Annotated in this window: 25 protein-coding genes and 1 pseudogene; 17 read left to right on the forward strand and 9 right to left on the reverse strand. The window is 42.4% G+C overall.

Translation table 11 applies throughout. The features are described from left to right. Positions 1 to 395 precede the first annotated feature (395 nt). The 3 genes from PN447_RS11230 to PN447_RS11240 form a co-directional block, all read right to left on the reverse strand. Positions 396 to 647: a hypothetical protein gene (locus PN447_RS11230; protein WP_271763109.1), complete on the reverse strand. Its 252-nt coding sequence runs from the start codon at positions 645 to 647 to the stop codon at positions 396 to 398. Between the two features lie 246 nt (positions 648 to 893). Then, entirely contained in the window at positions 894 to 2,399 is a 1,506-nt protein-coding gene (locus tag PN447_RS11235; protein ID WP_271763111.1) for a M16 family metallopeptidase, read from the reverse strand. A gap of 35 nt (positions 2,400 to 2,434) precedes the next feature. Then, on the reverse strand, positions 2,435 to 4,045 hold the full coding sequence (locus PN447_RS11240; RefSeq protein WP_271763112.1) for a M16 family metallopeptidase: 1,611 nt from the start codon (positions 4,043 to 4,045) through the stop codon (positions 2,435 to 2,437). Between the two features lie 152 nt (positions 4,046 to 4,197). On the opposite strand from PN447_RS11240, the gene PN447_RS11245 reads away from it, so the two are divergent. After that, positions 4,198 to 4,812 (forward strand): TetR/AcrR family transcriptional regulator, encoded by a 615-nt coding sequence (locus PN447_RS11245; RefSeq protein ID WP_271763113.1) that lies wholly within the window; start codon positions 4,198 to 4,200, stop codon positions 4,810 to 4,812. A gap of 4 nt (positions 4,813 to 4,816) precedes the next feature. On the opposite strand, the gene PN447_RS11250 is transcribed toward PN447_RS11245, so the two are convergent. After that, positions 4,817 to 5,266 carry a DUF4332 domain-containing protein gene (locus PN447_RS11250; protein ID WP_271763114.1) on the reverse strand — a complete coding sequence of 150 codons (450 nt, stop codon included), beginning with the start codon at positions 5,264 to 5,266 and terminating at the stop codon, positions 4,817 to 4,819. Between the two features lie 71 nt (positions 5,267 to 5,337). Continuing rightward, positions 5,338 to 6,135, reverse strand: coding sequence for a PhzF family phenazine biosynthesis protein (locus PN447_RS11255; RefSeq protein ID WP_271763116.1), 798 nt, complete (start codon positions 6,133 to 6,135; stop codon positions 5,338 to 5,340). Between the two features lie 518 nt (positions 6,136 to 6,653). Here PN447_RS11255 and ffh point away from each other — a divergent pair. The 6 genes from ffh to PN447_RS11285 all read left to right on the forward strand — a co-directional run bounded on the left by ffh (position 6,654) and on the right by PN447_RS11285 (position 11,329). Further along, positions 6,654 to 8,120 (forward strand): signal recognition particle protein, encoded by a 1,467-nt coding sequence (gene ffh, locus PN447_RS11260; protein WP_271763117.1) that lies wholly within the window; start codon positions 6,654 to 6,656, stop codon positions 8,118 to 8,120. Positions 8,121 to 8,222: 102 nt separating this feature from the next. Further along, positions 8,223 to 8,483, forward strand: coding sequence for a 30S ribosomal protein S16 (gene rpsP / locus PN447_RS11265; protein ID WP_200987113.1), 261 nt, complete (start codon positions 8,223 to 8,225; stop codon positions 8,481 to 8,483). After that, a complete protein-coding gene (locus PN447_RS11270) occupies positions 8,446 to 8,904 on the forward strand; it encodes a KH domain-containing protein (RefSeq protein WP_271763118.1) in 459 nt (152 codons plus the stop codon). Before rpsP ends, PN447_RS11270 begins: the two co-directional genes overlap by 38 nt. A 129-nt stretch (positions 8,905 to 9,033) precedes the next feature. Continuing rightward, the gene (locus tag PN447_RS11275; RefSeq protein WP_271763119.1) at positions 9,034 to 9,987 is read left to right on the forward strand and encodes a PhoH family protein; all 954 of its coding nucleotides are present in this window, start codon (positions 9,034 to 9,036) and stop codon (positions 9,985 to 9,987) included. Positions 9,988 to 9,996: 9 nt separating this feature from the next. After that, positions 9,997 to 10,395, forward strand: coding sequence for a ChuX/HutX family heme-like substrate-binding protein (locus tag PN447_RS11280; RefSeq protein WP_271763158.1), 399 nt, complete (start codon positions 9,997 to 9,999; stop codon positions 10,393 to 10,395). Positions 10,396 to 10,522: 127 nt separating this feature from the next. Beyond that, positions 10,523 to 11,329, forward strand: coding sequence for a DUF6816 family protein (locus PN447_RS11285; RefSeq protein WP_271763121.1), 807 nt, complete (start codon positions 10,523 to 10,525; stop codon positions 11,327 to 11,329). Positions 11,330 to 11,370: 41 nt separating this feature from the next. On the opposite strand, the gene bioU is transcribed toward PN447_RS11285, so the two are convergent. Beyond that, positions 11,371 to 12,375, reverse strand: a complete 1,005-nt coding sequence (gene bioU / locus PN447_RS11290; protein ID WP_271763122.1) for a (S)-8-amino-7-oxononanoate synthase BioU — start codon at positions 12,373 to 12,375, stop codon at positions 11,371 to 11,373. A 676-nt stretch (positions 12,376 to 13,051) separates the two neighbouring features. Between bioU and PN447_RS11295 the strand changes: the two genes are divergently transcribed. Genes PN447_RS11295 through PN447_RS11305 form a run of 3 tightly spaced genes read left to right on the forward strand, consistent with a single transcriptional unit; the run spans position 13,052 to position 14,146 of the window. After that, on the forward strand, positions 13,052 to 13,261 hold the full coding sequence (locus PN447_RS11295) for a DUF2997 domain-containing protein (RefSeq protein ID WP_271763123.1): 210 nt from the start codon (positions 13,052 to 13,054) through the stop codon (positions 13,259 to 13,261). 40 nt (positions 13,262 to 13,301) lie between these two features. Then, positions 13,302 to 13,688 (forward strand): DUF1257 domain-containing protein, encoded by a 387-nt coding sequence (locus PN447_RS11300; protein ID WP_271763124.1) that lies wholly within the window; start codon positions 13,302 to 13,304, stop codon positions 13,686 to 13,688. Continuing rightward, positions 13,688 to 14,146, forward strand: a complete 459-nt coding sequence (locus PN447_RS11305) for a ferredoxin (RefSeq protein ID WP_271763125.1) — start codon at positions 13,688 to 13,690, stop codon at positions 14,144 to 14,146. Before PN447_RS11300 ends, PN447_RS11305 begins: the two co-directional genes overlap by 1 nt. A gap of 68 nt (positions 14,147 to 14,214) precedes the next feature. On the opposite strand, the gene PN447_RS11310 is transcribed toward PN447_RS11305, so the two are convergent. The 3 genes from PN447_RS11310 to PN447_RS11320 form a co-directional block, all read right to left on the reverse strand. After that, positions 14,215 to 15,654: a DUF4335 domain-containing protein gene (locus PN447_RS11310; protein ID WP_271763126.1), complete on the reverse strand. Its 1,440-nt coding sequence runs from the start codon at positions 15,652 to 15,654 to the stop codon at positions 14,215 to 14,217. Positions 15,655 to 15,677: 23 nt separating this feature from the next. Then, the gene (locus PN447_RS11315; protein ID WP_271763128.1) at positions 15,678 to 16,304 is read right to left on the reverse strand and encodes a DUF3038 domain-containing protein; all 627 of its coding nucleotides are present in this window, start codon (positions 16,302 to 16,304) and stop codon (positions 15,678 to 15,680) included. 324 nt (positions 16,305 to 16,628) lie between these two features. After that, positions 16,629 to 19,019: an endonuclease MutS2 gene (locus PN447_RS11320; RefSeq protein WP_271763129.1), complete on the reverse strand. Its 2,391-nt coding sequence runs from the start codon at positions 19,017 to 19,019 to the stop codon at positions 16,629 to 16,631. Between the two features lie 420 nt (positions 19,020 to 19,439). On the opposite strand from PN447_RS11320, the gene PN447_RS11325 reads away from it, so the two are divergent. From PN447_RS11325 to PN447_RS11355, 7 genes and pseudogenes are all read left to right on the forward strand, one after another. Continuing rightward, positions 19,440 to 20,099, forward strand: coding sequence for an OB-fold-containig protein (locus PN447_RS11325; RefSeq protein ID WP_271763130.1), 660 nt, complete (start codon positions 19,440 to 19,442; stop codon positions 20,097 to 20,099). A gap of 19 nt (positions 20,100 to 20,118) precedes the next feature. Next, positions 20,119 to 21,399, forward strand: a complete 1,281-nt coding sequence (locus tag PN447_RS11330) for a flotillin family protein (RefSeq protein WP_271763131.1) — start codon at positions 20,119 to 20,121, stop codon at positions 21,397 to 21,399. A gap of 72 nt (positions 21,400 to 21,471) precedes the next feature. Further along, positions 21,472 to 22,056 (forward strand): flotillin domain-containing protein, encoded by a 585-nt coding sequence (locus tag PN447_RS11335; protein WP_271763132.1) that lies wholly within the window; start codon positions 21,472 to 21,474, stop codon positions 22,054 to 22,056. 236 nt (positions 22,057 to 22,292) lie between these two features. Further along, entirely contained in the window at positions 22,293 to 22,934 is a 642-nt protein-coding gene (locus tag PN447_RS11340) for an IS607 family transposase (protein WP_271763133.1), read from the forward strand. A 143-nt stretch (positions 22,935 to 23,077) separates the two neighbouring features. Beyond that, a complete protein-coding gene (locus tag PN447_RS11345) occupies positions 23,078 to 24,241 on the forward strand; it encodes a GuaB3 family IMP dehydrogenase-related protein (protein WP_271763134.1) in 1,164 nt (387 codons plus the stop codon). 331 nt (positions 24,242 to 24,572) lie between these two features. Continuing rightward, positions 24,573 to 24,917, forward strand: a pseudogene (trxA, locus tag PN447_RS11350) (thioredoxin); the annotation flags it as partial. Positions 24,918 to 25,138: 221 nt separating this feature from the next. Then, complete coding sequence (locus tag PN447_RS11355; protein WP_271763159.1) at positions 25,139 to 26,209, forward strand: LOG family protein; 1,071 nt, start codon at positions 25,139 to 25,141, stop codon at positions 26,207 to 26,209. The last annotated feature ends 76 nt before the right edge of the window (positions 26,210 to 26,285 follow it).

The following is a 26,285-nucleotide window of genomic DNA, read 5'->3' on the forward strand; positions in this document are numbered from 1 at the left end:
CTTGCAAGGGTAGGTTTTTAATATGATCTGTGAAGGCAAGACTAGGAAGACAAGGAAGGAAAGTTGACAAGGGAGAAAAACAGTACAAAGTCTGTATTTTTAGTAAGAAAAATAGCCCCTTAAAAGACCATTGTCCTTATAAAATCTTCCTTGTCAACTTTCCTTCCTTGTCTTCCTAGTCTTGCCTTCACAGATCATATTAAAAACCTACCCTTGCAAGGAGAGGGTGGGGTCAAACAATAGTTGATACACTAATCATGACTTGACAAACATCCTCTAAGAAGATGTCAGATGCTATTTATTCTATAAATTAATTTATAGGTTAATTTAGCGATATTGAAGTTAATTTGCATCAAAATCAAGCATTATTTTAAATATTTAATTATAGAAATGGCTTACAAAGAATTGAGTCCTTCATTGAACATAGTTCTAGCACCAACAATCACCACACCCATTTGGGTTCTTAAGCTAAAAAGAAAATTATCTAGATTTTGATCTAGATTTTGATCTAGATTATTAGCTAAAGACTGTTCATTGATAGCGCTTCCTTGACTTCCCTCCACCCTGTTCATTTCCCCAAATGTGATTTCATTCAGAATCTGTTGAACCTTAAGAGGGGACAAGTCATCAATTGTTATCTTTGCCATGTGATTAACTCCCTAAATACTTCCGGTGAGACTTAGTAGGCTTTTGACAGAATTATGCTCAAAATTATAATTTCTTTCTTATATTTGACAATTTCATTGGTAAAAGTCAAGAAAGTTTGTGAATTTTCTAGACAAAAATCAAGTAGTTACGTCTGAAAAACCGATGTTTTGCCGAGTTAGCAGTTTTACATCTTGAGTTGTTTATTAGGGATTAGAGACGCGATGTCTCGCGTCTCCAGTTAAGTTTTAATTCTGCGCCTGTGATTGGGACATGAGAATTGTCACGTCTATGGGGGTTACCGTTGCTGCTAGTTGCGTCAATGGCGGTTGAATGGCTGTCTGGTTCCCTACTACCAGAGTTATCATTTTTTCGGGTTTGAGGTATTTTTGTGCTACTCGTTGCACATCAGCTTCGGTTGTGGCGGCTACGGCTTTTTGATACCTAAATAAGAAATCAGCCGGATAGCCGTAATATTCGTATCGCATTAACCGTGATAAGGTTTGAGCAGGGTCTTCAAAGTTGAATACAAAGGAGTTGAGAGTAGACTCTTTGGCATAAGCTAGTTCCTTTGGTGTCACTGGTTGTGCTTGTAGACGCTTGATTTCCGCTTGTACCGATTGGACAAATTGCACAGTAGCATCTGAACGGGTTTGTCCACCTGCAATAAACATTCCTGGGTAATCGAAGCGAGGACTCCAGTAGGCATATACAGAGTAAGCTAAACCCTGGCGCGATCGCACCTCATTTAATAAACGTCCACCAAACCCATTTAATACCCCATTCAATACATCCAGCGCAGCATAATCGGGATTATCCAACTGACCACCCAGATGTCCAATTAGCACACTACTCTGAGTTAGTTGTGGTTGATCCACAAAAAATATCCCACCTGTATTAACTGGCGTTACCTCGGATAACTGGGGTGGCGTAATTTCGGGATGGGGTTCCCAATCGCCAAACTTAGCTTGAATGAGCGATCGCATTTTCTGCGCTTCAAAATCCCCTACAATCCCTAAAATCATATTATTGGGATGAAAATATTGCTGGTAAAACTGCAGCAAATCCTCCCGGGAAATATTATCTAGGGTGGCATACTCCATAGTGCGAGCATAGGGGCTATCATTGCCATAAATTAATTTCTGAAATTCTCGTCTAGCAATACCCTCTGGATTATCATTACGGCGAGCAATACCACCCCTAGCCTGGTTTTTAGCTAAATCTAACTGTTTTTGGGCAAATACAGGTTCTCTCAATACCTCCGCAAACAAATCAAACACCGTTTCTAAATCTTCGGTGAGAGACTGAAAACTCGCAATACCTGAAGCTTCACTAATACCAGTTTCCACAGTAGCAGCACGTTGTTCTAAAATCTCATTGAGCTGATCAGCCGAATGCTTCTGAGTTCCCCCAGTCCGCATCACCGCACCAGTGAAACCAGCCAACCCGATTTTATCAGCCGGTTCTAGGCGACTTCCAGTCCGGATCAAAGCGGTGCCATTTACCAACGGTAAATCATGGTCTTCCATTAAATACACAACCAAACCGTTATCCAGCACAAACCGCTCATTTTTGGGTAACTTAATCTCAGGCAATGGTGGCAGAGCTAACTCAGTATAGTGTTTAGCCGCCGCCGTCGCCGCCCAAGAAAAGTTAAAACTGATCAACAAACAGGCAACAACCAGAATCAAACTATAAAATAGACTCCTACTCTTGCCAAACCTGAATTTAACATTGAAAATTCTCAATCCCATTCTCCGTCTCCTGAGCCTGTGTGTGCTTCATTCTTTTAACCTTGTTTTGACAACAACTTACCAATTGTGCGGTTCTGTGATGTAAAACTTGCCTCAGCGACCCGTTGAATGTCCGCAGGTGTCACCGCCGAAATTGCATCTAACTGCTCAAACAAATTGCGCCAAGAACCAGTTTTTACTTCCGCTTCTAATAACTGCTGGGCCATACCCATATTGGAATTAAGACTACGTAACAAACTCGCCCGTGCTTGAGTTTTCACCCGTTGCAACTCAGCCTTCGTCACAGGTTCAGCTTTCAATTTGTCAATTTCCTGTCGCAAAGCTAAGGCCACCTCATCCACAGTGTGACCGGGAGCCGTGATCGCATAAAATAACATTAAATTTGGGTACTTATCCCCAGGAAAGCCACTAAAACCCTCAGCATTTAAGGCCAGTCGCTGCTGTTCTACCAAAGATTTATACAAACGAGATGTACGCCCATTACTTAATAAACCTGCGATAATTTCATAAACTGCGTCATCGGGATGGCTAACTGATGGTCGGTGATAGCCTTCTAAATACCAAGGTTGAGAGGGTAACTCTAAAGTAAATTCTCGTGTTTGTGTTTGCGGTGGTTCAGCGGGAATCTTTGCTGCTGCTTTTGGTTTGGCTTGATAGCGGCCAAAGTAAATTTTTGCCAGTCTTTTCACTTGGGCCGCATCGACATCTCCGACAATGGCAATGGTTAAATTACTCGGTACATAGTGAGTGTTAAAAAAGTTTTGTACATCTTCGGGTGTCAGATTCCGGATATCCTCTTCATAACCAATCACCGGTCGCCGGTAGGGATGGACTGTGAAAGCAGTATCGATAAAGTTTTCCACCATTGTACCGATAGGCGAATTATCTACCCGCATCCGGCGTTCTTCCAAAATTACATCTTTTTCTTTGTAAAACTCGCGACGTAGTACAGGTTCTAAGAATCGCTCTGATTCCAGTGACATCCACAGTTTCAACTTATTAGAAGGAAAGCTGTAAAAGTATTTAGTAGCTTCGGCTGAAGTAGTAGCATTTAAACCTACGCCCCCGGCTTGGTTGACAATTTGGCCTAATTCGTTTTGCTTGATTAGCTGGTCTGCTTGGGACTGTATTTGCTTAAATTCAGTTTGCAATTGAGTCGCATCATCTTCTTTACCATTGGCTTTTGCGCTTCTAATTTGGGCATCTAACTGTTCTAGGCGGTCTAGTAATAGGTTTTCTGCCTCGTAGTCTTTTGTACCAATACGCCTAGTACCTTTAAATGCTAAATGTTCTAAGAAGTGTGCTACACCAGTTTGACCATCTGGCTCATCCACACCCCCAACATCAGCATAAGTAACAAAAGAAACTACAGGTGCTTGATGTCTTTCTAAGACAATGAATTTCATCCCATTATCCAGGCTAAACTCTGTTAGTTGCTCAATTACCCGATCTAAATAAGGTTGAATTGAACTCTTCTGTGATGATTTTTTACGAACTTGCAGGATTCTTTGCAGAGGATTTGCCGTTTGAGTGTCAGCTAGAGCCGTGTTTGGCACTAACCCACACCATAAAATTAGGAGTACCATCAAAATGGTCGAGAGCCGACGCAATGACCAAGCCAAAATTGAACGAGGGGGCTGATTCATAAGCGACAATAAAATTAAAGTTCTATTATCTAAGAAATGTGCTAAGTAACAAACAGGGCGTTAACCTTGTATTTAAGTTTCTGTGTTTTTGGTACCTGATATTAGAGAATAATCATACAAACCGCCTTCCGAAGATCACACCATAAGTTATTATGCGAGTTTTTAATTCACCTCCGCCTTCAGAAGCACAAACACGTACCCGCATTTTAGAGTCCGCACAGAAGTTGTTTGCTTCTCAGGGATTTGATGGTACTACCACCCGTGACTTAGCACAAGCAGCTGGGGTTGCTGAGGGTACTTTGTTTCGTCATTTTCCTAATAAAAAATCCATTTTAGTGGAAGTAGCTACTAGTGGGTGGGTGGATATCTTAACAGATTTGCTCACAGAATTGAGTGAAATGGGTAGTTATAAGGCTATTGCACAAGTGATGCGCCGCCGGATGTGGAATCTACATAAAAATGTAGATATGATGAGGGTCTGTTTTATGGAAGTCCAGTTTCATCCAGATTTGCGCGATCGCATTCAAGAAGAAGTCATTGATAAAATGACCGATGTGGCTGAAGCTTTCTTTCAAACTGCCATGGATAAGGGGATTTATCGCCAAACCGATGCTAAACTGGTGGCTAAGGTTTTTTTAGGAATGTTTGCGATCGCCGGTTTCTCTAACAATACTGTCATAGCTCCCGATGCTTCCCCCCAGGAAATGCAGCAAATGGCCGAAGGATTAGCCGACATTTTTCTCAATGGCGTGTTAGCCAAGGAATAATACATCACCCCTGAGAACTCAGCAGTATTTTTGCTTGTTGACTCCACTGTTCTACCACATCAATAGTTGGACACAAATCTCGGCGTTGCATTGTTGAGACTTGCAGACGCATAATTTGTTGGTGTAACCTGTGGGTGGGTGTTTGAGCCAGTTGTGCTACACAACCAATACCGGAATGGAGCAATAAACCGCAGTATTGCACTCCTATACCAGGAATACGCGCTAAATCCGCTAAAGCCATCCATTTATTTACATATTGAAGATTAACCTGTAGTTTATTTGCCAAATCCACCCTACTTTGGGCAGTTTTTCCTTGTTTAATTAGGTCTTTTGTGGTTGTAATTCCACAATTTTGCAATTGGGCCTGTTCTTCCTGACTTAATCCAGGTAATTGTTGAATCGGCCAGTGAGAACTTCTGACCTGATTTTTATGATTTGGCTGTTTAAAGGACATTTGCAAGGTGGAGTGTGGCTCTGCTGAAAGTTAATCTTAGGGTTTTTTGATGTAGGGGTAAGCGGACTTTTTTAAGTAATTAATTCCCCCCGCATGACAGTTACTGCTTGTCCTGAAAGCAACACGCGATCGCCCCCTGAATAACTCACCTTAACCACTCCACCACGATGGGAGGCTTGAAAAGCCAAAAACTCATTTTTACCCAAGCGATCGCGCCAGAATGGAGCCAGACAGCAATGGGCAGCCCCAGTCACAGGGTCTTCATCTATACCTAAACCCGGCGCAAAAAACCGAGAGATAAAGTCATATTCAGAACCAGGAAGACTGCGGCTAGTCACAATCACATTAGCCATAGGTAAAGTTTTTAACTCCTGAAAATTCGGCTGCATTTGTCGTACCAACTCCTCCGACTCCACCTCTACCAAATAGCCCAGAGAATTTTGCAGCACTGACTTACAAGGTACACCCAAAGCCGCAGTTAATGCGGGAGGTGCAACTGTAACTTGAGAAATATTCACCGGAAAATCTAAACAAATCCACTCACCCAACCGTTGAGCAATCAAAACACCGCTTTTAGTATAAAAACGAGCAACTGCATCAGCGGATAAATACCCCTCAGACCATAACACATGAGCGCTGGCTAAAGTTGCGTGACCACACAGAGGGACTTCCACAGTAGGAGTAAACCAACGCAACCTAAAACCATCATCCTGTTGCAGTAAAAAAGCCGTCTCAGATAAATTCATTTCCTGAGCCACATTCTGCATCCAGCCATCATCTTGAGACTCAGACAAAACACAAACCGCCGCCGGATTACCAGCAAAACATATATTAGTAAAAGCATCAACCTGAGTAACTAACTGCCCCATAACACCAACCTCAAATTAAAATTAACTAACACCTCAGCGTAACTTTGCGCTTACCTTTGCGCCCCTTTGCGTTTAATCATGATCAAAACATCCAACATCCAAACCTTACATCACCTTATAAGAAATACACTGCGTAACATAGTCCCACACTTTATGTTTCCATCAGTGTGGGCTTTGAGTCCAAACCCAGTATCCCTTGGGAGATTCAACGAACCTCTGTTTAGAGTTCACGGTATGTCCTATGGCCAAGAAGAATACAAAAATCCTCAACACCTTTGTACTGCCGGAATTTTACCTACCCACAGAAACTGACACACATATATTATTAAGGCAGCATTAACATTTTAAATCTTCCTAGGCAAGCTACGGCAGGGGAAAGTGAATTGCTCAAGTCGGGATAAAAACTACTAAGCTGTAAATAGCACGCGACAACTTGACCGTAAATTCTAAATCGCCCCAGAAAGTTTTAACCTGGGCGGTTTAAGCTTACCCATTGGCGAATTACCTGTAATGACATTATGTTTGATGCTTTATCTGAACGTTTAGAAAGTGCCTGGAAGAAGCTACGGGGACAGGACAAAATATCTCCATCCAATATTCAAGATGCTTTGCGGGAAGTACGCCGCGCCTTGTTGGAAGCAGATGTCAATCTCCAGGTAGTTAAAGATTTTATTGGCGAAGTCGAAACCAAAGCACAGGGAGCCGAGGTGCTCGCTGGTGTGCGACCTGACCAGCAATTTATCAAAATTGTTCACGATGAATTGGTGCGGGTCATGGGGGAGGAAAATGTTCCCCTGGCTGAAACTGAGGAGAAGCCAACAATTGTGTTAATGGCTGGGTTACAAGGTACTGGTAAAACCACAGCTACTGCTAAGTTAGCCTTACATTTACGGAAATTAGAGCGTACCTGTTTATTGGTAGCCACAGATGTATACCGCCCAGCCGCTATTGACCAGCTACTGACCTTGGGTAAGCAAATTAACGTCCCAGTTTTTGAGATGGGAAGTGATGCAGACCCGGTAGAAATAGCCCGCCAAGGTGTGGAACGTGCCAAGGCGGAGGGTGTGAACACAGTAATTATTGATACTGCTGGTCGTCTGCAAATTGATGAGGATATGATGGGGGAACTAGCCCGCATCAAAGCTACTGTTCAACCTCATGAAACCTTGCTAGTTGTAGACGCTATGACTGGTCAAGAGGCAGCAAATCTCACCCGCACCTTTCACGAACAAATCGGCATTACAGGGGCGATTCTGACCAAATTAGATGGTGATAGCCGTGGTGGTGCGGCGCTGTCAGTCCGACAAATTTCGGGAGCGCCCATTAAGTTCGTGGGTATAGGTGAGAAGGTGGAGGCGCTACAACCCTTTTATCCTGACCGCATGGCTTCCCGGATTCTGGGCATGGGTGATGTTCTTTCTCTGGTAGAAAAAGCTCAGGAAGAATTTGATCTGGCCGATGCTGAAAAAATGCAGGATAAAATCCTTTCAGCAAAGTTTGACTTTAATGACTTCCTCAAGCAGTTGCGTTTGTTGAAAAATATGGGTTCATTAGGCGGGATCATGAAGATGATTCCCGGTATGAACAAGATTTCCGATGACAAACTTAAGGAGGGAGAAACCCAGCTCAAGCGCTGCGAGTCCATGATTAACTCCATGACCCGCCAAGAACGCCAAGACCCGGATTTATTGGCGAGTTCTCCGAGTCGGCGGCGGCGCATCGCTCAGGGATCTGGTTATAGAGAGCCAGATGTGAGTAAATTAGTGGCTGATTTCCAAAAAATGCGCAGTCTGATGCAGCAAATGGGTCAAGGTCGAATGCCGGCGGGAATGCCAGGAATGTTTGGCGGCGGCGGTATGGGCAATCTTTTTGCCGGTGGTGCTAATCCTCCCTCGGCTCCTGGATGGCGGGGTTATAATAGCGGTGCTACCACGAAAAAGAAAAAGAACAAAGATAAAAAGAAGAAGGGCTTCGGCAATCTTTAGAATTTTTCCACCGTTCATGATTCCTAGCAGCTAATGCTAGGCAAGTGCTAAAATTGTCATTTTAGTACCAACCAATACGATTAGGAGAATTGTTCCTCAACCATGATTAAATTGCGCTTGAAGCGATACGGCAAAAAGCGGGAAGCAAGTTACCGCATTATTGCCATTAACAGCCTTGCTCGCCGTGATGGCCGTCCCCTGGAAGAACTGGGATTCTACAACCCCAGAACTGATGAAGTGCGACTAGATGTTCCCGGTATCGTCAAGCGACTCCAACAAGGCGCCCAACCCACTGATACCGTCCGTAGCATTTTAGTAAAAGCCAATGTTTTTGAACAGGTCAGTGCCACAACCGCATCTTAACTCCGGAATTAAATCTCTCAATGCTAGTCCCAATTATGTTGGGCTAGTTAGGTTTTTGATGCAGCCATTTTTAGAATCTCCAGAAAGTTTAAGTATTGATTGTGAGACTGCTCACGGGCTTAAACGGGTTTGGATTCGCATTGCCTTTGATAGCAAAGATAAGGGTAAAGTGTTTGGTCGAGGAGGACGCAATATTCAGGCAATGAGAACGGTGATTGCGGCGGCGGCGGAAGTTGCTGGACAATCAGTCTACCTGGATATGTACGGCAGCAATGGTTTAGGTCGAGATGGAATGTCTTCTGAGGACGACCAGCAAGAGCGATCGCCTTCGGCAGTGCGCGGACAGCAATCGTCAGAACCTAAAACACGAGACACAAATGTAAATATACCCAGACCAGTTGTCAAACCAAGAACTCACTAGTTAACTAAGAGAAAGTCTGAGCGTTGGTTTAATCCCGCTCAGATATTCCGTTTTTTTATCAAAAGTTCTCAATTTAAAATTACTTTAGTTGTCAAAAAACGAACCGCATAAATTAAGCAATACATACTTATGGCAGATGCCTTAATCATTCAGCTGCCTAATATTCCCAGTGCGATCGCTCTTGGCGGTGATAGAGAGGAAAATCTCAAACTCTTATCCCGGCAAACAGGGGCTAATTTGGTGTTGCGTGGGCAAGAACTACATATTGGTGGTACGGAGGCGCAAGTTCATCTGGCGGCTCAATTGGTGCGATCGCTTGAAGAAATCTGGATTAAGGGCAACACTATCTCCAGTGCCGATATTTTAACAGCCCATCAAGCCCTAGATAATCATCGCCAAGGAGAACTGCAAGAATTACAGCGAGATGTTTTAGCTAAAACTCGTCGCGGTGAAGAAATTCGTGCCAAAACCTTTCGCCAACGCGAATACATTCAAGATATCCGTAAGCATGACTTAACATTCTGCATTGGGCCTGCGGGAACAGGTAAAACTTATCTGGCTGTTGTCGTTGCTGTGCAAGCACTCCTGAATAACCAGGTGGAAAAGTTAATTTTAACCCGTCCGGCTGTGGAAGCAGGGGAAAAACTGGGCTTTCTACCGGGAGATTTACAGCAAAAAGTTAATCCCTATCTTCGCCCCCTTTACGATGCTATCTATGAATTTATTGATCAAGAAAAAGTCCCCAGTTTAATGGAACGTGGTGTCATTGAAGTTGCTCCCCTTGCTTATATGCGAGGACGCACCCTCAACCATGCTTTTGTAATTGTCGATGAAGCCCAAAATACTACACCCGCCCAAATGAAAATGGTGTTGACTCGTTTGGGTTTCCGCTCTCGGATGGTAATTACAGGTGACACTACACAAACAGATTTACCCCTGAACCAAAAATCAGGACTAGCTGTAGCCTTACAAGTTCTCAAAAATGTTGAAGGTATTGGCTTTTGTGAATTCACTCAAAAAGATGTTGTCCGCCATCCCTTGGTTCAACGCATTGTCGCTGCTTATGAAAAATACGAAAGGTAAGGAACAATGATGAATAAAGATTTAAAAGATTTTTTAGAAGTTTGTGAAAAGTTAGGTACTTTACGCATTATTGTTACTAGCAGTTCTGCTGTATTGGAGGCTCGCGGTAAAATAGAAAAGCTATTTTATGCTGAATTACCTAAAGGTAAGTATGCGAATATGCATACTGAAGGATTTGAGTTTCACTTGAATATGGATAAAATTACCCAAGTGAAATTTGAAATAGGTGAAGCAAAAAGAGGTAACTTTACCACTTATGCAATTCGATTTTTAGACGACAAGCAGGAAGTTGCTTTAAGTTTATTTTTGCAATGGGGTAAACCCGGAGAATATGAACCCGGACAAGTTGAGGCTTGGCAAAGTTTACAGCAACAATATGGGGAAGTTTGGCAACCTCTACCGATGTAAATGCTAACCTACAAAAACATCTGTGTACCCTATAGCCATACCCGCCAAGGTGTCTATATCTGTGGTTAATTCATTCTGAGTTATACAGCAATCAAAATATCACCACTTTCAAAATCCCATAAAATTCATGCTGAGTCTCAGGGCGATTTGCACTTTTAGCTTAGTTATTTTCTGCCTACTCGGATGCAATGGTACAGCAGCAGCTGGAGAATTGTCTCAACGCCTGGCAAATTTTCCCCAGTGGGAACAGATAACATCTGTGGAAACTGCTCAAGGAGATTTGGTTTATCCTGATTGGATGGCTGGTTCATGGAAGGTGACAAGTACATTAGTAGATTTGGTTGCACCTTTAGCACCGGATATAGTCACCCCGGGATTTGAATCTAATCGCGAACAACTAAATCAACCTGTGAGTTTTGTCGTGCGTTTTATTAGACAAAAACCCCCTAACAGTGGGTTAAAATTGATTCCGAAAATTGCCGATCAATCATCAGTTGTAGTAGCAGATAGAAAATTTAATAGTTTAAATTTGGCCAAGGCTTATTTAGGTGAAGAAGCGGTTTTATCAGTGAAAATAGACCCAGATTCACCTAATCGCCAAATTACCCGTTTACGTGGGGAATGCTTGACGGCTAAAGTTTGCGATCGCCAATTAGTTTCTATCATTAGCGCCCGCGCTACAGAAACCACCTCAGATAGTAATTTTATTACATCGGAAGTTTTTCAACAACTATTTAAAGGTGATTCGCGTCCATATTTCAATACCGTAGAATCAACTACAGCTTATAATAAACTGGCTACATCATATCCTACCGTCGTCGCAGATCAAGTAACTGCTGTTTATCTTTCACCCCAAGACCCAAATTACTTTAGAGCGGCTTCTCATCCAGTGGCCCTCTATCGGTATCGCTTAGAATTTTCACCCACAAACTGAGGACAAATATCAGAAGGGGCTAGAGGCTAGCCCCTAGCAGCTTATTTCACAAATTGGGGCATAATTTCAGCTGCGGTGAAAATCCCATAAATACCGCGATCGTGTAATTGTTTACCAGCTTTAAGATAACCGAAGGCCGGACCACAAACATTCGCCGCCATACTGGTTTCATCTCCTAAGGTAAAGGTATGGGTGGAAATCTTACCTTCAAAGGTACGTCCTGTAACTTTAACGTTGGTGCTGAGAGGTTTTTTAGGATTGCGAGTGTCAACTATACCACCAACTGTAACGCGATCGCGCGAACAAATGCCGGCAAATTCTAACATCACATCATCAGCGTGTTCCATATTCTCTAAAGTCAACACGCCATTGGTTTTATCTAGTAGGGCTTCTACTTGTGCGTCAGTCATTGCCCTAGCCTTTTCTACAGTATAACCAGGCATATGGCCAATGTCCTCCCGAACTGTAGCCCGATAAGCTTCCCAGTTAGCAATACCGACACCAAAGGTAATTTCTACCTTGTGAATTTCGGCGTAGCTTTGGGCTGCTAAAGCCGCCGCCGCCGTTAATAATCCAGGTGTAGCACCACATCCAGACATATAAGTGATTCCGGCTGCTTGTAGTTCTGCTTTCATTGACAAAAGTTGTTCTACTGCGCTGGTGCGTTTAATAGCATCCACTAACACACCCCGCCAACCAGATTTGATAAACTCTTGGGCTACTGAGGGGATGAAATCGTTAGGGAGGTTGGGTAAGGCGAGAAAGTAACCATCTACAGGCTGATGAGTCGCAATTAAATCTTGAATGCTGCTATTGCTTAATGTCCCAAATGGTTCTAAATAACCCACAGAACCTTGAGACTGGTAAGTTTGAATACATTGTTGAGTATTTAAACCTTCTGTAGAGTAAGCGTAGCCTTTTTGGTCCCCTGCTGCGACTAAGATCATTTCCCCTTTGCTGGAGAGAAGTTTTGCGGCTGCTTGTCCCAGTCCACCAAAACCCAGAACTCCGACGCGGATAGGTTGCTTGGTTAGTTGTGTATTCATAGTGAATTTACCGTGTTAGCTGATGGCTATAAAGGTTAATTATGCTCCATTATCCTGGTTTCGTTAGCTGAATAATGCTTTTTTTATGAGAATATTTTGCTGATTTGACCTTGGATACCAAGACAGGGATGTTTATTATTTAACTTACCTCTGTGCCAAAATATTTAATAGGTATTTGTTATTATTAGCTTTGCTAAAAAGCAGTAACTAGAGCGTTTAATACATATGTACTATCAAGTGATCGCATTGTATCCCAAAGCGCAGATATTAAATAATGCCACTGGGTAAAAGCACACACATTGAAGTTATCTATGGACAGAATAATATATATTCAATGGTAATGATAAACTTTTTCAATAAAAAGTATATTTTTGTGAAGCATAAAAAGACCTAAACTACTGCTATAGGTGGCTTTCAGGGTTTTTATTACCCATTTTTTCACAGCAATCGTGAGCTTGACTAATTAGTGAGGTTAAGAGAAACTAACTAATAAGTGATGTATGTGCTTATAATAATAATAAATTTTGTAAAGATTCTGAGATATATATTTTGAGAGATGGAACATTAGTTAGCAAATGCCAAGTTTGTATCTAAATAATAATGTTCCCAGGGCTATATTTTTAGCCGGCTGCTCAGGCGGTCAAGTTCAAAAGTCGTATCATGGTTGGCCAAAAGTATGGAGACATTAGAGTTCATCATCTATCCAGACGGTCGGGTACAAGAAAAAGTCACTGGCATTATCGGCAATTCATGCGCTGAGGTCACAGCAGCAATAGAAGCACAGCTAGGACAAGTACTTAGTCATGAGCCAACCTCAGAATTTTTTGCGACTCAGTTGCAACAATCCACAGTGGCTAATACCCAAGCCACATACAGCGATTGGTAAGTTTTTCCTCACAGTTTAGTCTCATTTATTAATCACTGCCATGTCACATTTTAGCCAAATTAAGACTCAAATCCGTAACCTGGACTCTTTAAAAGATGCACTCACTGAATTGGGCATAGACTGGAAACCCGGACACCGGGAAGTCCGTGGCTATCGCGGTCAAACCCATCCTGCGGAAGTCACTATTGAGCAGGAAAATGGCTATGACATCGGCTTTAGATGGAATGGCAAAGAATATGAATTGGTGGCTGACTTGCAATATTGGCAACAAGGCTTATCTGTGGATGGGTTCTTACGCCAAGTAACCCAACGCTATGCTTACCAAACAGTGGTGAAAGAAACAGCTCGTGTAGGCTTTGAAGTTGCAGAACAACAAAAAAATCCAGATGGCTCAATTCGCTTAGTAGTACAACGCTGGAGTGCGTAATGGCTGATTTTCTGCCGTCGCAGTCAGAAGAAGAAAACAACCGTTCCGGTGCAGAACCAGAGTTAGGCGGTTTCTTACGGGATGAGCCAGAACGCTCTGGTTTAGAGCCGGAATTGGGTGGTTTTCAGCGTCAAAAGGGTGTTTACGTAGACGAAATCACCTGCATTGGCTGCTTACACTGCGCTCATGTTGCCCGTAACACCTTCTATATTGAAGCGGATTATGGGCGATCGCGCGTGATTCGTCAAGATGCTGATTCAGAGGAAGTCATTCAGGAGGCAATTGATACTTGTCCAGTTGATTGCATCCATTGGGTTGATTACACTGAACTGAAAAAGTTAGAAGAAGAGCGGAAATATCAGGTAATACCTATTGCCGGGTATCCAGTGGAACAGGCTGTATCTACTAGTCAACGGCGGCGTAAAAAACAAAAGTTAAAACCCCCAAAGAACTCTTAATAATTTGTCATCAGAAAACCTCTATAAGATACCCGAGTTCTTCAAGAAGTCGGGTATCTGCTTATTTATTATTCATTTTCTGCAAATGTTTGAACTTTGCCATCAGGGCTGAGAAGGACTCGAATTCTGATAATTTCTCCATTTTTATTGGCAGAGACAAAGGGTTTACCAATTTCAGGCATCCCCACATCCTCAATGAATATTCTCGCAGCCTGATTTATGGGATAAATCTTGTCAATGCTACCATTATCATTAACCATTAAGCTGTACTCTAGTGTTTGTGTAAATCCACTAGGTGGCTGCCAGCGCTTTGTAAATATTTCTCGAGCTTCTGCTACTTGAGGGATATCAAATAACTGACTACCGGCGGCCAAAGTTTCCGATGTCCGAGTTACCGGTTGACTCGTTGACCTACCAACTAATGAATTATTATTATTTGACTGAGTAGGAATATTTCTAGAGCCATTGATTGTGTTTTCCCTTTGCTGTAGATTGACCGGTGAAGATGGCAAAGAACTCTGATTTGGCTGGGGATTAGTGGAAACAGACAAGGGAACTGATGAGATACTGGGTAATGTATATCCAGAAGAGAGGCTACGCTGCGCGAACGGCTGAGATAGAAACACTGGATCCTGCCCAGATGGGAGAGATGAAGAGGGATTAGTCAGGATGCTAGAATTAGATGGCTTTAGGGGCAGTTCCGGGAAAGTGCCAGTGGGAATTTGAGAGTTCGAGGCTAAGGTTTGTGGAGAGGTCAAATTACCTGGGGGCGTAACTTCGGGTTGCTGTGTGGGAACATCCACAGACGGTTTTACAGCAGTTTTCGCTATCTGTGTTTGATTTTGCCTATTATTGACAAAGTTCCAAGTCAGTGGTAAAAGTCCTACACCTAAAACCATGACTGCGGCAATGGGAGACCAAGCTGGTAATCGCAAAAGTTTATTATTGTTATTTAAATTTGGTAAGGCCATAACATCAGCAGAATACTCATCTAAAGCAGTTGCTAAATCGAAAAGTTGCAGCAAACTCAATATAATTACAGAGCCAGATGTTGAGTTAGCAAGAGAACCAAGAAATAGATTATGAGTTACATCATTGTCTGCTTCTAAGTAGATTTTGCTCTGAGATGTTTGGTAGATAAAAGATTTCGAGGTTTGAGCGCTGGGTAGTGGAGTCTGGTCAAAATCTGTGAACTCTGAATCATGAGATACTTTACTGGAATCCTGAGGTTCACAAAGACTCAGCCAAAAGTTATTTGGGGGTTGCTGTAGAAATTTTTGTACATAGTTGGTGACAACATCACACAAAATTTCTAGTTGATCGCGATCGCCCCTAATGAGGATTTTACCTGCTTCTAGTCCTTGGGCATCCTCAAAATATAGCTCAAAGGTTAGCTGCTTGATCACAGTTTTTCCCATTAAATGGGACAACGGCGAACTTTGTGCCCATATTTCTAGGGTACAATTAGGGCGTGCGTAGCGTCTAATGACAGAATTAAATGGTGGCATAGCAGAAACGACGAAGGAGACGATTATCTAAAATTAGAACTCTCTATTAGTGCTAGCCAGAGACGGCGGTGTCCACCAGGCGCACTATAAAACAGTAAATCTACAAGCAGTTTTAGTGCTAAGTTTGTGAGTAGATCCGTGGTTATTTGGTCGTCTTCTTCCATCCGTTCTTGGTAGGTATTACAGAAGGCATCGATATAATCTCCAAGTAAAGCAGCCTGATGATAGCGAAGTGGGGCGAGCCGCTGCTCCCGATTCTTTTCCGCCATTTTTTCCAGTAGACCAACAGCACGGCGAATTAATTCCTGGTGCTGTTTGGCGAGGTAGCAGGTAATGAGAACAATTGCTCGAGCTTCTTCTACATCTAGCTTTTTTCGTCCACCTTGTCCCTTGCGTAGGGGATTAGACTGACGCAATCGCCATAAAGCTACCCGGTCTGGCACTCTTGACTCTAAATTCAGGTTAATTGCCGCAGACAGCATAGCTTCGGAACCAATACCAGTGAAAGTTTCTAGCGCTAACAGCACCAAGTCTAACTGGGTCTTGATATTCTCCCACTGAACTGTGTTTGAGGCTGGAAGCTTAATTAAATCGTCCCACTGAGGATTTGGTGTGGCTGAATCGGCGGCCGAGTGCATAACGTTTAGCATAGGTGATCAGTCTGTAGGGTCTGTTGCTGTTACCCATTTTGAAACCAGACCCTTAAATATTAAGGTTGGTTTCCCATCGCTTTGCTCATTTAGTCAACAGCAATAGTCTTTGTCTTACTTTACTAGAGGAAAATCAATTTTCCACCAATTTACTTGACAAAAAACATGAAGTTATTGATAAATTAAATGCTTCCTTATTCATGTATAAATAAACATTGCTGAATTTAGTTAATATCTAATTGCTAATTGCTAATTTATATAAAAGCAACTAATAACTAGATATTAAAAATTTACTTGCCCGCACCCATGATATTTATTGCCTATTTATTTAATATGAGCAATGGTGACACCACTACCACCATCTACTTGTTCTGCCGGTTGGTGGTGGCTAACTCTGGAGTGCTGATGCAAAAAGGCGTGAACTCCTTGCCGTAACTTACCGGTACCATGTCCGTGAATAATCCAGATTGGCCCTGTAGCTTCAGAAATTGCCTGATCTAAGATAATTTCCGCATCTGCTACCCGTTTACCACGCAAATCCACTGTATTTCGAGACGTGCGAATAGCTGGGGCGGGTTTTTCCGGCTGAGGAACTACGGCGGGCTTCTGTTTAACTACTGGTTCAGCTTTTTGACCATCCAAAGATTCGATATCTTCGAGCTTAACCGTCATCTTCATCATCCCAAAGCGAACGCTGAACTCACCATCCTCATCGGGAGCAGTTAAAACTTCCGCTGTTTGTCCAAACTGGGAAATCCGCACGCGATCGCCCACTTTGGGTTTAAACCCAACTTTTGGTTTTAGAGATGCTTGTGGCTGATATTGTTGGGCAATTTGATGTAATGCATCCGTTGCTTGTTGAGCATCTTGGGCTTTAGGTGTACCTTTTTGCAACCGGCGAATAACTTGGGCAATTTCACCTTTAGCCTGGGCGATGGCTTGTTGTACTGCTACTTCCTGATCAATCCGCAAAGCTTTTTCCCGTTCCTGCAAAGCTTGAGATTTTGCCGACACTTCCTTATATAAACGTTCCGCTTGCTGCAACAAACTTTGAGCTTCCGCAGCTTTAGTTTCTTGGCTGCGGCGTTGTGCTTCTAACCCAGCAATGACCTGATTAATTTCGTCGGTAGCTCCTCCCACTTGAGTTTTTGCCTGTTCTACCACCTCTGGTTTTAAACCTAAACGCAGAGCAATTGCTAAGGCGTTAGAACGTCCAGGAATCCCCCACAATAAACGGTAGGTAGGCGAAAGTGTGCTTTCATCAAATTCTACAGACGCATTTTCAAATCGCTGATCATCATACTTGAGCGCTTTTAATTCACCAAAGTGAGTTGTGGCCATTGTTAGCTGGGCATGATTAGCTAAATATTGTAGTAAAGCGATCGCTAAAGCACTACCTTCTGCTGGATCAGTTCCCGCCCCCACTTCATCCAGAAGGACGAGGGATTGGGTATTGATATCTGCCTGTTCCCCAAGACTCAAAGCATTCAAAATCCGACTAATCCGGCGAATATGTCCAGAAAATGTCGATAAACTTTGCTGTAATGATTGTTCGTCGCCAATATCAGCTAATACCTGCTCAAACCAAGGTATTTCTACTGGTTCGCGGGCGGGAACAAATAACCCTACCTTCGCCATTAATGCTGCTAAGGCCAGGGTTTTTAAAGTGACTGTTTTACCACCGGTATTTGGTCCAGTAATCGTTACTACCCGAATATGGGGACTAATTAATAAATCCACTGGAACCACCGCTTGACCATGTTCATGCTGCTGTTGCCACACTAACAGAGGATGGTGTAATTGCCTTAGGGTAATGACTTCATTGTCCTCACGGTTAATAAATCTGGGAGGATTAGCTCCTAACCAAAAACTGTACCTAGCCCTGGCGGTTGCTAAATCCAATGTAGTCACAATTGCTAACAACCGTTCCAAATCTACTTTGACTGCTGCGACTTGCTGTGTCAGCATCCGACGAATGGCTTCTTCTTCAACTTGCTCTCTTCTGAGAGTCTGTCGCAGTTGGTTACCCAAAGGCACTATAGAATTAGGTTCTATATAAAGAGTAGCTCCACTGGTAGAAGTATCATGTACAATACCCGGTATCGCATCCTTTTGGGGTGCTTTTACGGGTATAACAAAGTGATCGCCTCTTTGGGTAATGATTTGTTCTTGAACTGCGCTCGATTTTGCATGTAATATATTTTGCAATTTTTGAGTAATTTGAGCGCGTAATTTACGTACTTCTGTACGGATTTCCCCCAGTTTTTGGCTAGCACGGTCGGTTACTTGGCCTCGTTCATCAATACATCGGTGTATTTCCTGCTCTAGTTCGGGATAAGTCCGTAAATCAGCAACTAACTCTGTGAGTACGGTCAAATCTTCTTGATTATCAATTACGCGGCGTAAATTTCTCGCCCCTGCCAAGGTCGTAGCGATCGCTAGCAGTTCGTCCCCTGCTAAAATACCGCTAAGTTCTGCCCGTTCTAAAGAATCGCCAATATCTTGAACACCCTCAAATGACAATCCCGTTGTCATTCGATTCTCCAGTTGGTAAACTTCTTTAGTCTGGGCAAGTAATTGCTCACTTTCTGCTTGAGATGCAGGTATTTTCAGATGCAGTGATGCGATCGCCCCTAGTTTAGTAGCCGCAAATGTGGAAAGATGCTGACAGAGGCGATGCCATTCGAGTAGTTCTAAGGTTTCAGACTGGATCAAGGCTTCAATATCTAATCTAAAAGAATTGTAACAATTGTGGCTGCTATAGGACTCACTCTTCAAGGAGAAAAAATTACTGGGTCATGAGACCACTGTATTACTACCTCTTGACTCTTATGCAGATATATGCTAACTATCTTCAATTCTAGCCTGAAACAGGGTCAAGTTGGCATTTAAATACAAGAGTTTCTCAAATCTGCCCAACCAACTCAATATTATTCGGGCAACGGATTTTAAAATTAGTTAAATATTTCAAGAAGTTTCATACAAAATATTAAAAAATATATTCTTGTGTACAAAGAAAAAAAATAGCCAAAATCATAGTCTAATATTCTGATGTGAAAACTATCAATTTCAATTAATGCCAACTGTATACAGGTATCACAGAAGCTAGTCAGCATAGTATATCGACAAAATCTTATGCTATTTAACCCTGCCAATTTACCCTATTGGATATTCCTAGGCATGGGAATATTGCTGTTTGTATTTCTGATCATTTCCATTGGGGGAGATGGAGATGTAGAATATGATGACGATATCGATATCCAAGTCAACCTTGATCAATTACTAGGATGGACAGGCATTGGCAAAGCTCCACTCATATTGTTACTAGCAACAGATTTGAGTTTGTGGGGTATTTTAGGGCTGATATTAAACAGTTGGGCGATTAGCCTAAGTAAAGGTAATTTAAGTGGGTTTATTAGTGGAACTGTATTATTAATTTCGCTAATTATCAGCTTATTACTGGGGAGATTAATAGCACAAGTAATTGGGAAAATATTCGCTGAATTTGGTGAAGATACTAGTAAAGAGCGATTGATTGGTTGTCTGGGTACGGTTACTTCCTTTTACATTCCTAGTGAACAGGAAGGTAAAATCGGGCAAATAGACATACTAGATGGAAAATCAAATTTTTTGACAATTAGTGCGGTTTTACCAAAATGGGCAACTGTGTCGCCCAAACGTGGAGAAACAGTAATTGTCATTGAAATCAATCAGCAAAATTATGTTGTGATTGCCCACAAGAGTCGTGATGAAGAACTTTGGCTAGCCAACTCCATCAACCGAGATAAAAATTAAACAAATAGGGATCATAATTATGTTATTTTGGTTAACTTTTATCCAGTCATTGCCAACTGTAAACACACATCAAACCTTACAACCAAAACAGCAGGAAACAGGATATCTCGTTCAAACTATCCCAGTGAGAACTCAATCTACTATCGCTCAAATCCATAGTTCATTGGTATTACCAGGAGTAATTGGGGCTTTCATCCTATTACTTTTATTGAGTTTGTATGCTTACACAAGAGTTTATGTAGTCACACCCAATAATGAGGCTTTCGTCAGAACTGGGGGACTGTTTACAAAAAAGAAATCGGTAATTCTTTATGGCGGTTGTATTGTTTTACCAGGATTCCACCAACTGACTCGCGTCCCCCTGCGAGAAATTTCTATTGATGTAGAACGTACTGGAAAACTAGCCGTGCGTACTAAAGACTATCTGAGAGCAGATATTAGAGTCACATTTTATGTGTGTATTAATGCCTCTGAAGAAGATGTCTTAAAAGCAGCTGCGAGATTATCTCAGAATGGTAACAAAATTACTGGGGAAGATATAAAGAACGCCCTAGAAAAACGTGCTGATGATGCCATTAGAGCAGCAGCTAAAACCAAGGATATTGCAGAAATAGATTCAGATAAATTGGGTTTTGCTCAAGAAGTCTTGAACTTAGTAGGACCAGATCTAAAAAAAGTGGGTTTAACCCTCAATAATATTGCAATTTCGGAAATATTAGAAAGTGTTACCTATGACCCAGATAACTTTTTTGATGCCCAAGGTGTGCGTTTAAGAACGGAAATTATTCAGCGTTCCATTGAACAAAAACGGGAAGTTGAGTTAACAACCCAAGTAGCAATTGAACAAAAAGAACTGGATGCTGAAAAGCGATCGCTACAAATTGCCCAGGAAAAAGAAAGTGCAAAACTATCCCAAAAACTCCAAGTAGAGGCACTGAAGGCACAGCGAGAACGGGAAATTCAAGAAGCAAAAGATAAAGAAGCCGCCGCTATACAAAGAACTAAAATTATTCAAGATAAATTAGTTGCAGAAGAAGAAATTCGCAAAAAATTAGCTTTACAGCAAACCCAAATAGAAGCTGAGATTGCTCTGGAAGAACGAAACAAACAGTTAAAGGTGACCCAATCCCTGCAAAAACAAGAAGCCGAAATTGCCGAAATTGACCGTCAACAAAAGGTAGAATCAGGCAGACTCAAAGCACAAGTAGAAATAGTTGAGTCAGAAAGATTAACACGCATTGCCCAAGAAGACGTTGCGATCGCCATTGCGTCCAAAAAACGTGAAAGCTTTATGGCGTAGGCAGAACAAGCCAAAGCGGAAGAATCAGTAAATACAGCCGGGGAAATTGAAAAAGCCGAACGTGACAAACGCTTGTCAACTATTGCAGCCGAAAAGACTGCCCAACAGCTGAGTATTAGCGATCGCAATATCATAGAAATAGATGCTTTCCGCCGTCGTCGCCAAGCAGAAATTGCCCAAGAAGCAGCAGAATTAGAAGCTGAGTCAATTCGGATCCTCGCCGCAGCTAACCGCGATAAAGTTTTAGCAGAAGCAGAAGCCCTAAAAGTGAAAATTGCCGCCGAAAATACCATCAGTAACGCTAACCTATCTGCTAAAATTCTCACTACTATTTGGCCCGAATTAGCCGATAAACTCCCGGAAATTATTACCGCATTAGCACCTCAACCTGGAGTTTTAGGAGATACTCGTATTTACTCATTCCCTGGTGCTAACGGTACAAATAGCAGTCAAGATATTAACAAATTACTTCTTTCTACCAGTGGGCTTTCCTTAATTAATACCTTGCTTGACGAAGGGAAGTTAGGGGAATTAATCGGGCAATTTAGCCAACTAGTCCGTACTGAAAATCAAGTAATTAAGGACACAGACAGTAATGTTTACTTATCTAACAAGACAACACAAACTTATAGCCAGACCAACAAAGAAATTGGTTAACAATAGTTGGGAAAGCTTACTTAGTATAAAATATTTTATGACAGGCGCAGCAGTCATCATATCCTAGCTCGGAGAGGGGACTTAAGTCCTCTCTCAATCTGGGAAGCAGAGCAATGAGTAAAAACAGAAAATTGAAATTTCCGCTGAGGTGTAACTAATTGTAAACTATTTGCTTAAAACGAGGAAATATTACTAAATCACGCTAGACTAAAAGTAGTTGATTTAATGAGGTCTTAATGCAGCATGTCACTCCCAAGGAAGCAGCTAAAATCCTTGGTGTCCATGTATCGAGTCTCAGGAGATGGGAAAACGAAGGCAAGCTTAAAGCAATCCGTACACCAGGAGGTCAAAGGCGGTTCATCCTCGAAGAAGTCGAAAAAATTGGCGGAATACCCCGGACAATTAAAACTATTTGCTATGGACGAGTATCGACTCATTCCCAGCAAGATGATTTGCAACGACAACTTGAACACTTACGCACAAGATATCCAGAGGCTGAAATTATTTCAGAAGTTGGAAGCGGACTCAATTTTAAACGGAAAAAATTCCTCGCCATTCTGGAAAGAATCATCGACGGCGATATCCAACGTATTGTCGTTGCCCACCCTGACCGACTTGTCCGATTCGGATTTGAATTGGTTAGGTGGTTATGCACAAAATTTGAGTGCGAACTCGTGGTTCTCAATGACCGCAAGCTCAGTCCAGAGCAGGAACTCGTACAAGATATGCTGTCGATCATCCACTGTTTCTCTAGCAGGTTATACGGGCTTAGAAAATACAAGTCAATCATCAAAGAAGACTTACAAAAAGAAATCGCGTCACAAGGAATCGACAAAGCAGCCTCCGAACAGTGTATTGACAATCAGGCTATTTCCTAAGTTAATCTAGTTTAATCGCTTTAATTAGCTTAAAAGTTGCACACTGGGGTAAATCCTCATATTCATTACTGGCAAAAAAAACTGCTGCAAATACCCTCACAATTTGATACCCTAGCTTAAACAGATTTGAGAAAAGTTAAAGCGTGGAAATTCAACTTGGGCGCGGGAAAAAAGCTCGTAGAGCTTATGGAATTGATGAAATTGCTCTAGTTCCTGGTAACAGAACACTAGATCCAAGTCTGGCAGATACTAAGTGGACTATCGGCAATATTGAACGAGAAATCCCGATAATTGCCAGTGCCATGGATGGGGTAGTGGATGTGAAGATGGCTGTACGCTTGTCACAGTTAGGAGCATTAGGAGTCATCAATTTAGAAGGTATCCAAACTCGCTATGCCGACCCAAATCCAATTTTAGATCGGATTGCCTCTGTAGGGAAAAGTGAATTTGTTTCCCTCATGCAAGAACTCTATGCCGAACCGATAAAGCCGGAATTAATTGAAAAACGTATTCAGGAAATTAAACAGCAAGGTGGTATAGCAGCGGTGAGTGCTACTCCCGCAGCAGCCAGTAAATATGGTCAGGTAGTGGCAAAAGCCGGAGCAGATTTATTTTTTGTCCAGGCTACAGTAGTCTCTACAGCGCATTTATCCCCAGATTCGATAGTTACCCTTGATTTGGCAGAATTTTGCCGTTCTATGCCCATTCCGGTGGCCTTGGGCAATTGCGTCACCTATGAAGTCACGTTGAATTTATTGAAAGCAGGAGCGGCTGCGGTATTAGTAGGAATTGGACCTGGTGCGGCTTGTACCTCTCGCGGGGTTTTGGGCGTAGGTGTACCACAAGCAACGGCGATCGCTGATTGTGCCGCAGCCAGAGATGATTATTATCGGGAAACTGGTAACTATATCCCCATCATTGCCGATGGCGGTTTAATCACCGGTGGAGACATTTGTAAGTGCATCGCCTGCGGTGCTGATGGTGTGATGATTGGTTCTCCCTTTGCGAGAGCCGCGGAAGCCCCTGGACGGGGCTATCATTGGGGAATGGCAACTCCTAGCCCAGTATTGCCCCGTGGTACGCGCATTAACGTTGGTACTACTGGCAGTCTAGAACAAATACTCATTGGTCCTGCCGGACTAGATGATGGTACTCATAATCTTGTGGGAGCCTTGAAAACTAGCATGGGTACATTAGGAGCCAAAAACATCAAAGAAATGCAGCAAGTAGAAGTGGTAATCGCTCCTTCCCTACTAACCGAGGGAAAAGTATACCAAAAAGCCCAACAATTAGGCATGGGTAAATAAAAAATCCCCCATAGGCACTAGAGAATCACTAATAAGAAATAAATTATTTAGTTTCTACCATGCCCTATACCCCATACCCAAACTCAAAGTTGGCAGAAATTTTTTTCCAGACTCTTAAAAAAATCCTGGAAAAATCCAATCTGTAGCCTACAATAGAGATAGCGGAGACGCATGTTTCCGTTCACTCCTCACACCACACTCCGCCCGGACTACTGTTCGGGCGGTTCCTTATGTTTATCCATAATTTCTTTAACTTCGTTGCAAATGTACATTCTTCACCTCTAAGCTGCTGCTTTTGCTATGGTAGAATTTTCACCAAACTCAAAAATATAATTGGCAAAGGTTCTTAGGCATGTCAGCAGCCGCACAAGTTACAGATTCTAGTTTTGATCAAGAAGTACTCGACAGCGATGTACCCGTTTTAGTTGACTTCTGGGCACCCTGGTGCGGTCCTTGCCGCATGGTAGCTCCTGTAGTGGAGGAAATAGCCAGTCAGTTTGAAGGTAAAATAAAAGTTGCGAAAGTCAATACTGATGAGAATCCTCAAGTTGCTAGTAAGTACGGTATCCGCAGTATCCCCACGTTAATGATTTTTAAAGGTGGGCAGAAAGTTGATATGGTAGTTGGCGCAGTACCTAAAACTACATTAGTTAACACTTTGGAAAAATATCTTTGAAACTCAATTGGGATCAACATTCTTTTGATCCTTCCATTTGCTCTAGATTTAGATCAATATGCGAGGCGCGAAAACTCGCGTCTCGAAAAAACTTTTTGTTGTGCTGAAAAGTTGCACTAAATCTTTACCAACCACCAATTATGAAACACGACTGCTCAAGGCAGTTGTCTATTGCATTGCAAAATTAGGTAAAATGTAATGCCATTGTGACGAAAGTTCTCATGACCTCATCTGCGTCGTTTGAAACATTAGAGAGTCTCCAGGCGGACATCGCTGAACTATTTGACCGTTTACCAACGTTAAAAAATCGGCAACTGATTCAGCAGGCACTGGCTACTATAGTGCGTTTAGCTGATAGTGAAATTGAACGTTTGGACTGGAAAATCTTATCGGCCGCTTTAGCAGATATGGAGCGAGGTTTCCAGTTATTTTATGACTATCGACACGTCCGCAAAATAACTATCTTTGGTTCTGCTCGTCTATCCCCAGAAACACAGGAGTATCAGATAGCCCTGGACTTTGCTCGCGCTGTTTGTCAGTTAGGATTTATGGTCATGACAGGCGGTGGTGGCGGCATCATGCAGGCAGGAAACGAAGGCGCTGGGCGAAATAATTCCTTTGGCTTAAATATTCAGTTACCATTTGAGCAACAGGCGAACCCATTTATTGAGGGTGATCCTAAGCTGATTCATTTTAAGTATTTCTTCACCCGCAAGCTGTTTCTCCTCAAAGAAAGTGATGCCGTGGCCTTATTTCCTGGAGGTTTTGGTACTCAAGATGAAGCTTTTGAGTGTATGACCCTCAGCCAGACCGGTAAATTTGGTCCGGTTCCTGTAGTTTTAATTGATCATCCAGGTGGAGATTATTGGCGCTCCTGGAGCGAATATATTGATAAACAACTCGTGCACAAAGGTCTTGTCAGTCCTGAAGACCCCAGCCTTTACACCGTCACAGATAACCTGGAAGTAGCTTGTCATGCTATCACCAATTTTTATCAAGTTTACCACTCTAGCCGTTACGTAGGTGAACAGTTGGTCATTCGTCTATCAACAGATTTATCTGATGCTGCGGTGGAAAAATTAAATGCCAACTTTAGCGACATTCTGGTGAAAGGAAAAATTGTCAAAAGTCAGGCTTTACCCCCAGAAAACCAAGATGAGACCGAGGAATTACCCCGTCTGGTGTTGTATTTTAACCAACGTGATTTGGGTCGCCTATATCAAATGATTGCGGTAATTAACCAGATGGGTACACCTTCTGTGGCAGAAAAACCTCATCCAGAAAGAAAGTAGGGGCGGTTTGACAGATATTATTCCTGGTCAATACTGATCATGAGCACAAAACTTGTATATTAGCTCAGGAAACATA

The organism is Anabaena sp. CS-542/02 (assembly GCF_028331085.1).
GTDB classification, from domain to species: Bacteria; Cyanobacteriota; Cyanobacteriia; order Cyanobacteriales; family Nostocaceae; genus Anabaenopsis; species Anabaenopsis arnoldii.